This window comes from Aquitalea aquatica, from assembly GCF_013911085.1.
In the GTDB taxonomy this organism is placed as follows: Bacteria; Pseudomonadota; Gammaproteobacteria; order Burkholderiales; family Chromobacteriaceae; genus Aquitalea; species Aquitalea aquatica.
In genome coordinates, this window is sequence record NZ_JACERN010000032.1 from 38,382 (window position 1) to 50,430 (window position 12,049).

Here is a 12,049-nt window from a genome sequence, read left to right on the forward strand (position 1 = left end):
AAAGGAGTTGGCCCGAGAGAGGGAAATTGGTAACCGGCCACCATCTGCTGTGGTCTGCCGGTGTGACGGCTTTACTGGGTCACGGGTTTTTTCAGCACGCGCAGCATCACGGCGGTCAGCACCGTGCCCACCACCAGGGCGACCAGATAGGAACCCAGATTGGTGACGGCATTGGGGATGGGCAGCACGAACACGCCACCGTGCGGTACTTTCAGTTCCACGCCCATGGCCATGGAGATGGCACCGGTCACGGCCGAACCCACCATCAGCGATGGAATCACCCGCAGCGGATCGCGGGCGGCAAAGGGAATCGCCCCTTCGCTGATGAAGGAAATGCCCAGCACGCCAGCGGCCTTGCCGGCTTCGCGCTCGTCGGCGGTAAAGCGGTCGGCAAACAGCTTGGTGGCCAGGGCAATACCCAGCGGCGGGGTCATGCCGGCTGCCATCACGGCGGCCATCGGGGTGTAGACCTGGCTGGCGATCAGGCCGGTGGCAAAGGCGTAGGCTGCCTTGTTCACCGGGCCGCCCATGTCAAAGGCCATCATCGCGCCCAGAATGGCACCCAGCAGCAGGGCGCTGCTGCCCTGCATGCTCTTGAGTGCTTCGGTCAGCATCGCCAGCAGGGCGGCTACCGGCGTACCGATGACGTAGATCATCAGCAGGCCCACCAGCAGGGAGCCCAGCACCGGCAGGATCAGTACCGGCTTCAGGCCGTCCAGATTACGTCCCAGCTGGATTTTCTTGTTCAGCCAGTCAGTGCCGTAACCGGCGATGAAACCGGCGGCAATACCACCGAGAAAGCCGGAGCCCAGGCTGGCGGCCAACATGCCGCCCACCATGCCGGGGGCAATGCCCGGACGGTTGGCGATGGAGTAGGAGATATAACCAGCCAGAATCGGCACCATCAGCGCAAACGCCGACTTGGCACCAATCTGGAACAAGGCCCAGGCCAGCGTGCCCTTGTGCGCGTCGTCAAAGGCGTAAATGCCGCCCAGCGCAAAAGCCAGCGCAATCATGATGCCGCCAGCAGTGACGAAGGGCAGCATGAAGGACACGCCAGTCATCAGATGCTTGTAGGGGCCGCTGCGCTGTTCGCTTTGGCTGGCTGTTGCTGCCGTGGCCGCCGCGGTGCTGCCGGCGGCCTGGCTGGCCGCGTGCGGCTGGGCTTCGGCAATGGCGCGACGCACCAGGTTTTCGCCATCGTTGATGGCCGGCTTGGTGCCGCTGGAGTACAAGCGTTTGCCAACAAAGCGCGCCAGATCGACCTGGGTATCTGCCGCGATGATCACCACATCGGCCAGACGGATTTCATCGGCAGTCAGGGTGTCCTGTGCGCCGACCGAACCCTGGGTTTCCACGCGGATGCTGTGGCCCAGCTTTTGTGCTGCCTGGCTCAGGCCTTCAGCGGCCATGAAGGTGTGGGCAATGCCGGTGGGGCAGGAGGTAATGCCGACAATGCGCAGCGCGCTGCTGGCGGTCTGGGCGTTCAGGCTGGCCTTGAGCTGGCCTTCGGCATCGGCTAGTACGGCTTCCAGTGAGCTGAGCAGGGTGTGGCTGTTGGCAAAACGCACGTCTTGCGCGGCGGCTTCACCCAGCAGCAGCACCGCATCGGCACTGGCGATGGCGCTGGCGCTCAGCGGCTGTTGCACGCCCTGTGCGGTATGAATTTCCACATCGATCTTGTGTTTCAGCTTGCTTGCCGCCTGACGCAAGGCTTCACCAGCCAACATGGCCTGGGTGCTGCGGTCTGGGGCTGCAATTACTGCCAGCAGGTTTGCCATTGTCTTTCTCCTAGTTTTGTCTGCCTGTTGTTGTTGCTTTGCTGATGATCTGCCGCGTGGCGGGGGTGGTGAGTCTTGCCTGCCCGCAGCATGATGGTTTAGAGCAGCTAACAAAAAACCTGATGCGGCGTTGCGCCTCCTGGTCGTACTGCTTGTACTGTCTGCGTCGGCGCGCCTTGCCTCAGGAATGCTGCGCTATTTTGTTAACCGCTCTTACTGCAAGTGCTGCACTTCCACTTGCCGTGCCAGTTGTTCCACCTGGTCGCGTGCCGGCAGGTGTGGGCCGATGCGCGCCAGCTTGGCAGTGGCAAAGGCCACGGCCAGCCGGGCACGGTCTTCACCTGCCAGTCGCTGGTGGCGCGCAGCGCTGAGGCCGGCTACCAGTGCGTCACCTGCACCCACGGTGCTGAGCGGGTTTTGTACCGGCAGTCGCGCCAGCAGCGCCGGGCTGCTGTCCAGCACAAACAGCGCGCCTTCCTCGCCCAGCGACACCACCACCTCGGCCACGCCGGCCTGTTGCAGTTGGCGGGCGCAGGCGAGGACATCGTCCAGGGTGGGCAGGGGGCGTCCCGCCCATTGCTCCAGTTCGTGGCGATTCGGCTTGATGCAGTCCGGCAGGCTGGCGCGTGGCGCGGCCAGTGCGCTGGCCAGTGCCGGGCCGCTGCTGTCCAGCAGCACATGCGCGCCCCATTGGCGCAGCTTGCCGATCAGCACCGGTAGCCGCTCCGGCTCCAGCCCTTGCGGCAGGCTGCCGGCCAGCACGATCTGGCTGCCGGGGTTGATGTCTGCCGCCAGCAGGGTGAGCAGGCGTTCCCACTGGGCTTCGCCCACCGTCAGGCCGGGCAGGTTGATGTCGGTGGTGCTGGCATTGGCCAGATCAGACAGCTTGATGTTGACGCGGGTATCGCCCGCCACACGGATAAAGCGGTCGGCAATGCCCTTGTCCTTGAACAGGGCTTCGAAAGCCTCGCTGTTATTGCGGCCGAGCAGGCCGGTGGCCAGCACCGGCAAGCCCCAGTCGGCCAGGCAGCTGGCAACGTTGACGCCCTTGCCGCCGGCATTGCTGCTGCTGGACAGCGCCAGGTTGACTGCGCCGGGCTGAAAATTCTGCACGCAGACGGTCTGGTCGATGGCCGGATTCAGGGTAATGGTGATCAGCGGGCTATTCATGACAGCAGGCTCTGCAAGGCGCGGACTTCTTCGGCGCTATCGCAATCCAGTGCCTGCTGCGCCAGTGCGGCCAGCTTGGCAAAGTCGCTGCCGCGCAGGCGGGCCTTGACGCTGGCGACGTCACGCGGACTCATCGACAGTTCGTTGACACCCAGGCCGGTGAGCAGGGCGGCACCGAAGGGGTCGCCGGCAATGCCGCCGCACACACCTACCCAGCGGCCATGCAGGGCTGCACCCTGTACGGTCTGGTGGATCAGGCGCAGCACGGCGGGGTGCAGGCTGTCGGCTTCTGCCGCCAGTTCCGGATGCTGGCGGTCGATGGCCAGAGCGTACTGGGTGAGGTCGTTGGTGCCGATGGAGAAAAAGTCCACATGCTCGGCCAGCTTGTCGGCCAGGGTGGCGGCGGCAGGGACTTCCACCATGATGCCGATCGGAACCACCGGGGCATCCAGCTCGCGGCGGATGCCTTCACACAGGCCCTTCAGGCGGGTGATTTCCTTGAGCGAGGTAATCATCGGGAACATGATGGACAGCGGCTGACCACCACGGGCGGCGCGGTATAGTGCGCGCAGTTGTGGTTCCAGCAGGTCGCGGCGGCGCAGCAGCAGGCGGGCACCACGCATGCCGAGGAAGGGGTTTTCCTCATGCGGCAGGTTCAGATAGGGCACTTGCTTGTCGCCGCCGATATCCAGCGTGCGCACGATCAGCGGGCGGCCTTCCAGTGCCTGCAGCATGCCCTGATAGGTAGCCAGTTGTTCTGCTTCGTCTGGGCTGTCGTCACGTTCCAGGAACAGGAACTCGGTACGCATTAGGCCCACGCCTTCGGCGCCAGAGGCAATGGCCGCAGCCACCTGGTCCGGGCGGTTGACGTTGGCGGCCACTTCCACGCGGTGGCCGTCGCGGGTTTCTGCCGGCAGGCTGCGTTCGGCTTCTTCGCGCTCTTTGCGCAGTTGCTGTTGCGCCATCCACTCGCGGGCGGATTTGAGGTCGAGTTCGCTCGGGCTCAGGTAGAGCCGGCCGCTCTGGCCATCCAGAATGGCGGCGGTGCCATTGGCGACGCCAAGCAGGCCGGGGCCACCAGCTACCAGTGCCGGCAGGCCCAGCGTGCGCGCCAGAATGGCGGTGTGCGAAGTGGGGCCGCCCTGGGCGGTGGCCAGACCAATCACCTTGTTGGTATCCAGCCCGGCGGTATCGGACGGCGATAAATCGCTAGCCAGCAGAATGCAGTTGTCCGGCAGCTCGGCCAGGGTGGTGGCCTGCAGGCTGGGGTCGATCTTGCCCAGCACGCGGCGGCCCACGTCGCGCAGGTCGGCCGCACGGGCGGCCAACAGCTGGTTGCCCAGCGCGGCCAGGCGGTCGGCCAGCCGTTCCACCGCCTGATGCCAGGACCAGGCCACGCCGTGGCCTTCCACCATCAGCTGGCAGGACAGGGTGATGAGGTCGGTATCGCTCAGCAGTTCGGCCTGCGCTTTGAAAATGGCGGCTTCGGCATTACCCAGGCGCTGGGCGGTGTCTTCGGCCAGCTTGGCCAGTTCGGCGCGGGTTTCTGCCAGTGCGACATGCAGCTTGTCACCGGCTTCGGCCAGGGCCAGCGGGTGATCGGGAATGGCCGGCAGGCCGTGGGTCAGCACATGTACCTGCCCAATCGCCAGACCGGGGCTGGCGCTGATGCCGGCCACTTCCAGCGGGTGGCCGGGCGGCTGCCAGTTGTGTTCGCTGCGCTGGGCCTGGGCTTTTTGCGCGGCCAGGGCTGCGTCGGTCTGTTCCTGTGCGGTCAGGCGGCTCATCACCCCTTGCAGGGCTTGCAGCAGGCCAGCGGCATCGTTGCCTTCGGCCGATACCACCAGCCGGTCGCCACGTTGCAAGCCCAGTTGCAGCAGGGAAATCATGTTTTTGGCATCGGCCACATGGTGGCCATGGCGTACTTGCACTTGTGCGGCGTACTGACGGGCGGTTTCCACCCAGGCGGTGGCCGGACGGGCGTGCAGGCCGTTGGGGTAGTCCACCACCCATTCGAACTGTTCGGCCAGGTCGCCGGCTGCGGTAGCTGCCTGGGCCGGCGCGGCCGCGCTATCGGACAGGGCGGCGATCAGCTCTTGCGTATCGCTGGTGGCAAACAGCTGCTGCAGGCGGGTTTCGTCCTGCAGCAGGCGGGTAAGACGACGCAGCAGCTGGATGTGTTCGTCCGACTGGGCGGCAATAGCAAACAGCAGGTGGGTGACCTGCCCCGGATTCCACTCCAGCCCCTGCGGAATCTGCAGGATGGCGATACCGGTGCGCTTGATCAGGTGGCGGTCTTCCACCATGCCGTGCGGAATGGATACGCCATGCCCCAGGAAGGTGTTGGCCACGGCTTCACGCGCCAGCAGGCTGTCGATATAGGCGGCATCGATACAGCCGGCGCGGGCCAGCAGCTGGCCGGCCTGGCGGATGGCGTCTTCCTTGCTGGCAGGTGCCGTGGCAAGGCAAATCAGTTCCGGATGGATCAGGTCGTGCGACATCGGGAGTGGTCTCCTGGTACTGTTATTTTGCTGCATTGCACCCAAAAAGGGGCGGTGCTGGCTATTGTCTGGCGTTGCGTTGATGGCATTGAAATCGATTACACAACACCTGTCAATATTGATCGTAGATCATCTTGATCAAACAACATCTTACTTGCTAATGATCCTTGTAATTAAAGGCTTGCAAAGCTTTTTGACTTGATGCAGGATCACGACAATCTGACTGAAAACGATTGCAAAATGACCGTACGCATCAAGGATGTTGCCCTGGCTGCAGGTGTTTCGGTAGCCACGGTGTCACGTGCGCTGGGCGATGGCCCGGTCAGCGATGAACTGCGCAAGAAGGTGGAAGCCGCCGTGGCCGCCACCGGCTATCTGCCCAATCTGTCGGCGCGGCGCTTGCGCTCACAGCACAGCCACACCATCGGGCTGATTGTGTCGGACATCCGCAACCCCTTCTTTACTGCGGTCAGCCGTGCCGTGGAAGACGCGGCCTACGCGGTGGGCATGCGCGTCATCCTGTGCAATACCGACGAGAACCCGCAAAAAGAAGCCATGTATCTGCGGCTGATGCAGGAGGAGCGGGTGACTGGCGTGATCTTTGCCCCCACCCGTGCCACGGCACAGAAGCTGGACCCGCAGCAGCTGGGCTTTCCGGTAGTGCTGATCGATCGTGCCGCCCCGCCCGGCCACGCCGATGCCGTGGTGCTGGACAATGCCGAGGCGGCCAGCCTGCTGGTGGAGCATCTGCTGGCGCAGGGCTATCAGCGCATTGGTGGTTTGTTTGGCAATACCAGTACCACCGGGGCCGAGCGCTATGCCGGGGTGCTGGCGGCCATGCAGCGGCACGGTTTGCAGGCCGAAGCGCGCTTTATTGCCCCCACGCCGGAGGCCGCCGAACAGGCCATGCGCGCCTGGCTGGCCGAGCCTGCCGTGCCGCAGGCCCTGATCGCCAGCAATGGTCTGGTGCTGCTGGGTATGCTGCGCGGTGCCCGTGCCGCTGGCATTGCCATTCCACAGCAGCTGGCGCTGGCCGGTTTTGACAATGACAACTGGACCGAGCTGGCTGGCCCCGGCCTGACGGTGATCGAGCAGCCGGTGTACGACATTGGCCGCACCGCCATGAAAATGCTGCTGGAACGGCTGGAAGACCCGGCGCGCAGCGCGCGCAAGGTGGTGCTGTCCGGGCGGCTGGTGGTGCGGGGATCGACATCGGCTTAGCGAACTGCTGAATGGGTGGTGGCAAGCCCTCATCACGTGACAATGACAATGGCCTTGATCATGATGTATGCATGATGAGGCCATTTTTTTATCCAGCGTGCTTTTGCCCCTGCCCGGGCTGGCTTGGCTGGAGTCCATTTTTCGTGAGTGATGACATGTCAAAGATGAAATATCAGCAGCTGATTGTGGGTGCCGTGCTAAGCCTGCCGCTGCTTATGGCACAGCCTGCCTGCGCTGACACGGCTGACGATGCCGACAGCCATTGGGCCAGTAGTGAGCCAGCGGGGTGCAAGGTGTGGATTGACGTGCAGCAGGAAGCATCAGCCAGTCGCCAGATCAAATGGACCGGGGCCTGCCAGAATGACAAGGCGGTGGGTAAGGGAAGCCTGACGGTGACCGATGACGGCAAGGAACGGCTGCATTTCGATGGGGAAATGCAAGAGGGCAACTTCCATAGCGACGGCGTGCTGAAGACGGCTGATCACGATGATGTCTGTACTGTGCGTGGCAGTTTTGTGCGTGGCGAAATGGAAGGGCAATTCGAGGAAAGCTGCCAGTCCGGTACGCGTTTTGCTGGCCGTGCCCATCGTGGACAGCTTGCAGGATTCGGCCGCGTGTCGCTGCCGCGTGCTGCATACGAGAGCCTGATTGCCGATGCCCAGAAGCGCCGGCTGGGGGCATGGCAAGGCCAGTTCTTCCTGATCTCCGGCTGGTGGGAAGGTGGTTCCCCGCAATTATCCTGTGCCAGTGAGGCCGATTGCCTCCCCTTGGTGGCAAAGCGCAAGGCCGCTTTTGCCCAGCAAGCCCAGCGCGAGGCCAAGGCAGGAGTCCGTCCTTATCTGCTCATGATGCAAAGTACCGAGGGAAATGCGCCGATGAGCGGGATGCCCTATGCCTGGAGTGATGCCGGCGGCAAGCTGTTGTCTCGCGGAGTGGTCGATAACAAGGGGCGTGCCTTTATCGTCCCCGACCCCGCAGGCGGGACAAGCTATCGCATGAGTTTGCCCAGTGGATATTTTTGGGAATGGGAGGCGCAGGCGGACTGCTGGCAGCGCCCGGTAAAAGCATTGCAGGCCTGCATGCGCCAGATCCGTTCCGGCAGCAGTGCAGATGATGAATTCCGCGCCCAGCAGAAAGCCGCAGCCAGCGAGCAGGCGCTGTTCAGGGAGAAGGTGGGAGCGTGGACGAAAGCAGCCCAGAACGACCCGGCAAGCAGTATCGACGCTATCTTGGCGGAGCATCGCAAATGGTCGGCCTTGCCACAGGCAAGGATCACCAGCCGGCCGTTTACCTGCCAGGCTTATCAGCCTGCCCTGAGCCTGCAAGCTGAGCTGGCTTTTGCCGAGGCTGCCACCCTGCCGGCAGGCAACCATCAGAAACTGGCCTATGTCGAGGCGGCGCAGCTGGGGAATTGGCGTGCAGCCGCCAGGCTGGCATCGCTGATGCTGGACGACGAAATGTGGGAGGACGCCATGCCGATGATTCAATGGCTGGCCAGTCATCAGGTTCCGGCGGCTTACAACAAACTGGCTGATGTGCTGCAGATGCAGAGTACTTACGATGGCGAGACGGCAAGCCCGGACGCGCTGTCCTTAATCGACAGCCTGCGTTGGCGTGCGGCCCTGCAGGGCGACCCTGTGGCACAAATCAAGATGGCCAGGTGGGCCCGTGCTAATCAGCAGGATGGTTTGGCAGACAGCCTGCGGGATTGTGCCGTACGCCAGAATCCCGAGCTGGCTGAATAATGTGGGTGCTCGGGGCGCACAGGCCCTGGTTCAGTCCGGCAGGGTGATTCTACGGCGTCTCCTGCCGGGCAAAGCGCTGCTCCAGCCCATCCAGCAGCAGCCGTGTCTTGGTGGGCAGCAAGCTGCGATTGGGCACCAGCGCATAGGTTTTCAGTGCTGGCAGCTTCCAGTCGGGTAATACCGTTTGTAGCTGGCCGCTGGCGCTAGCCTGGGCGGCGAAATTACGCGAGACCAGACAGGCGCCACGCCCGGCAATGGCTGCCTGCAGGCGCAAGCCGGCATTGGCCGTTTGCAGATGCAGCGCCTGCTGCAAGGTGTAGTGGCTGCCGTCGGCATGCTGGAATACCCAGGGCAGGGCGCTGGCGGCCCCCAACAGGGGCCAGTCCTGTAGCTGTGACGGATGTTGTGGCCTGCCGCGTGCAGCCAGTAGTGATGGTGCGGCAAACAGGCCTTGTTGCAGGGTGTACAGGCGCTTGCCCAGTTGACTTGAGTCGGGCAAGGGCTGGCTGGTCATCACGAAACTCAGGTCATGTCCGCTGCTCAGCGGGTCGGTCTGATTGCTGATGACATCCACTTCGATATGCAGGCCCGGATGTGCCTGCATGATGTCGCACAGCACCGGGCTCAGGTGCAAGCTGGCGAATTCGTATGGCGCAGCAATGCGCAAGGTGCCGCTGAGCGGTGCCTCGGCCAGACCTTGCAGGTGGTCGGCCACATCTTCCAGCCTGGCAAATAGCGGGCTGATCTCCTCCAGTAAATGAAAGCCTGCCTCGGTCAGCCGCAGGTGGCGAGTACTGCGCTCCAGCAAGCGTGTACCCAGCTTTCCTTCCAGCCGCGTCAAGGCGGTGCTGACAGTTGATTTGGGCAGTTGCAGCCGTTCGGCGGCCCGGCTGAAACTGCCGAGCTGCGCCACACAGCTAAACAGATACCAGTCATTCCAATCGTTTGTACGTGACATTGAATAATTATTTCAATATTGACGGTTTATTCAACATAGCATGGTGTTTATAGTCGGCGCGATCCCTCCTCCTGCCCAAGGTTTGTTGTTTGATGACTGCTTACCCCGTGTTATTGCAAGCTCACCCGGAATGCCGTCCCTGGCAGGTGAGACTGTTTGGTCTGACGCTGGGCCTGGTGACCGGGGCCGACTTTGTCGCGGTCAGCATGATGGGCGTGGCCGGTGGGGCGATTCAGGGCGGGGTGTCGGCAGCGCCGCAGGAGTATCTGTGGGCGCTCACCAGCTTTGCCGTGGGGGCGGTGCTGGTCAATTTGCTGCTGGGGCGGTTTGCCACGCTGATCAGCTATCGCCGCTACACCCAGTGGGCCTTGCTGCTGTTCATGGCGGGCAGTGTGGGCTGCGCCCTGGCCGAGGGCATCACCAGCCTGGCGCTGGCGCGGCTGTTGCAAGGCTTGGGCGGCGGCGGGCTGTTTACCGCCTCGCGCATTCTGTTGCAGCTGGTAGCGCAGCCCAGAGAGCGCAAGCCCTTGATGTACGGCTTCCTGCTGGGCTTGTTCAGCTTGTCCGGCATCTCGCCGTGGTTGTCAGCCCTCTTGGTGGAGGACTGGGGCTGGCAGGCCATTTTCTGCTTGCAGGCTGCTTTTGTGCCGGTATTGCTGTTGTTGGTACGCCTGAGCTATCCGCGTCATGCCGGAGCGCCCAGCCGCACACAGGCGGGAGAGCTGGACTGGATCGCTGTGGTGGCATTGGGCGCAGGTGCCTTGCTGGTCTTGCACACGCTGGAGGATTTGCGCTTCTTGCGCTTTGCGGCCCGGCCCGGCATGTGGCTGGCCTTGCTGGGCGGTGCACTGTTGTTGGGCCTGGCCTGGCGGCGCAGCCATACTCACCCGGACCCCTGGTTGCAGCTGCATGCCGTATTGCGACGGCGTTATCTGATGGGGCTGGCTTTTTATGCGCTTTATTACCTGTGCAACGGAATCTGGTCTTACCTCTTGTCGGCCTTGTTGCAACGCGGGCTGGGCTTTGATTTTGTCACTGCCGGTTGGGCCATGAGCATGGGCAGCATGGTGACGGTGTTGATGGCCGTGGCTTATTTGTATGCCAGCCGCTGGCTGACCCGTCGTCACCATGTACTGGCCATCGGCTTTGCCTTGCTGGCGCTGTGTTGTCTGTGGCTGGCGCAGGCGGCCATGCCGGGGGCTGCGCTGGCCAATCTGTTGCCAGCCATTCTGCTGCATGGGCTGGTACCGGTATTGTCGGTATTGCAGATCGCCGCCATGACCTATGCCGAGGTGCAGGTGGAAGATTTTGCCCATGCTTACCAACTGAAAAACATCATGCGTGAACTGGCCGGTGCGCTGGGAACCGGCCTGGCCACGTTGCAGCTGCAAGCTGGCGAGGCGGAGGCGCGGCTGGCGCTGTTGGGCCGACTGGATGGGGTGACGCTACGTCAGGAAGGCGTCGGGCTTGATCTGCCCAGTTTGGCAGAACTGTCGGCCCAGGTTTCACGCCAGGCCGTGCTGCTGGCCTGTGATCATGCTTTTCTGGCATTGGGCCTGTTGTCTGCTTTGGCCATGCTGTTTGCCCTGTTGCAACGCGATCTGCGCTAAGCACGCAGACAATAAAAAACCCGGCATGGCCGGGTTTGGTAGGGTGGAATCGTTCAGGGACGCAGCGGCCCGGTCAGGCGGGTGAGGGTGTCATCCTTGACGAAGCGGTGGTGCCATACTGCGGCTGCTGCATGGAAGATGGCCAGCCACAGCATGAGGTTGCCCAGCGCTTCGTGAATTTCCTTCAGATTGTGCGCGGTTTCCTTGCCCAGCGAGAAGAATACCGGCAGCGTGCTACCCAGGAAAACCACGTCCTTGCCATTGCCCTGCACGATGGCAATCCCCAGGATGGGTAGCGCCAGCATCAGGCCATACAGCAGCCAGTGTGCGGCATGAGCGAACAGCATGGCAGCAGGCTGCGGCGCCGGGGTGATGTCCGGCACCCGGTTGGCCAGTCGCCACAGCAGGCGCGGCAGCACCAGCAACAGGACGATGACGCCAGCCTGGAAGTGGCCGGATTTCAGAAAGTCACGCAGCGGGCTGCCTTTCGGGGCGATGTCCTTGAATTCGATAAAGGCCAGGGCCGCGATGACTGCCAGTGCACCCAGCCAGTGAAAGGCGCGGGCCAGACGGCCATAACTGTGTTGTGAATTTTTTAGCATGCTAGTCCCTTCCGCGTGGGGAATGTCTGGTGTGATCTGCTCATATCATAGCCAGACAGTATTAAACCAGACTTAATCTTGCGCCTTGCCTTTGGCATGTTGCAAGGCAGCGTGAATGACGCCGCATTTGTCGGCCGGCTGCCAGCCCTCTGGTTTCAGGATCTTGCCATCGGCACGCCGCACCACCTTGCCATTTATCTGCTTGCGCAGATTGGCCTGGTGGATGGCCTCGGTCATGGCTTCCAGCGGCATGCCTTGCGACAGTAGCAGGCCGGTGAGCACGTTCAGGACATCCACGCCTTCTGCGGTCAGCTCGGCCATGCGGCGCTGTTGTTCATCCCTACTGCAGCCATCAAGTTGCCTGAAATCCTGCAAGGCCTGCAGAAACTCGGCCATTTCTTCGTGCAGCATGTTTTCCCACATCGGCAGGGTATCGGGGTAGAGCCCGGGGCTGTCTCTTA

The 12,049-nt window shown here is 62.8% G+C and carries 9 protein-coding genes; 3 read left to right on the plus strand and 6 right to left on the minus strand.

The features are described from left to right. Positions 1-71: 71 nt before the first annotated feature. The 3 genes from H2Z84_RS12400 to ptsP form a co-directional block, all read right to left on the minus strand. Entirely contained in the window at positions 72-1,781 is a 1,710-nt protein-coding gene (locus tag H2Z84_RS12400; RefSeq protein WP_181836253.1) for a PTS fructose transporter subunit IIC, read from the minus strand. Between the two features lie 213 nt (positions 1,782-1,994). Then, positions 1,995-2,951, minus strand: a complete 957-nt coding sequence (gene pfkB, locus H2Z84_RS12405) for a 1-phosphofructokinase (RefSeq protein WP_181836254.1) — start codon at positions 2,949-2,951, stop codon at positions 1,995-1,997. Then, positions 2,948-5,452: a phosphoenolpyruvate--protein phosphotransferase gene (gene ptsP / locus H2Z84_RS12410; protein ID WP_181836255.1), complete on the minus strand. Its 2,505-nt coding sequence runs from the start codon at positions 5,450-5,452 to the stop codon at positions 2,948-2,950. The genes pfkB and ptsP overlap by 4 nt, the downstream gene beginning before the upstream one ends. A gap of 240 nt (positions 5,453-5,692) precedes the next feature. Between ptsP and H2Z84_RS12415 the strand changes: the two genes are divergently transcribed. Together H2Z84_RS12415 and H2Z84_RS12420 are read left to right on the plus strand one after the other, a co-directional pair. Continuing rightward, complete coding sequence (locus H2Z84_RS12415; protein WP_181836256.1) at positions 5,693-6,673, plus strand: LacI family DNA-binding transcriptional regulator; 981 nt, start codon at positions 5,693-5,695, stop codon at positions 6,671-6,673. 155 nt (positions 6,674-6,828) lie between these two features. After that, entirely contained in the window at positions 6,829-8,418 is a 1,590-nt protein-coding gene (locus tag H2Z84_RS12420; RefSeq protein ID WP_181836257.1) for an MORN repeat-containing protein, read from the plus strand. A gap of 49 nt (positions 8,419-8,467) precedes the next feature. Here the strand turns inward: H2Z84_RS12420 and H2Z84_RS12425 are convergent, their stop codons facing one another. Next, positions 8,468-9,376 (minus strand): LysR family transcriptional regulator, encoded by a 909-nt coding sequence (locus tag H2Z84_RS12425; RefSeq protein ID WP_181836258.1) that lies wholly within the window; start codon positions 9,374-9,376, stop codon positions 8,468-8,470. Between the two features lie 92 nt (positions 9,377-9,468). Between H2Z84_RS12425 and H2Z84_RS12430 the strand changes: the two genes are divergently transcribed. After that, on the plus strand, positions 9,469-10,986 hold the full coding sequence (locus H2Z84_RS12430; RefSeq protein ID WP_181836259.1) for an MFS transporter: 1,518 nt from the start codon (positions 9,469-9,471) through the stop codon (positions 10,984-10,986). Positions 10,987-11,039: 53 nt separating this feature from the next. Here H2Z84_RS12430 and H2Z84_RS12435 read toward each other — a convergent pair whose 3' ends face one another. Together H2Z84_RS12435 and H2Z84_RS12440 are read right to left on the minus strand one after the other, a co-directional pair. Further along, positions 11,040-11,588 (minus strand): cytochrome b, encoded by a 549-nt coding sequence (locus H2Z84_RS12435; protein WP_181836260.1) that lies wholly within the window; start codon positions 11,586-11,588, stop codon positions 11,040-11,042. A 72-nt stretch (positions 11,589-11,660) separates the two neighbouring features. Continuing rightward, on the minus strand, positions 11,661-12,049 hold a 389-nt coding region (locus H2Z84_RS12440), incomplete at its 5' end, for a nucleoside triphosphate pyrophosphohydrolase family protein (protein ID WP_181836261.1).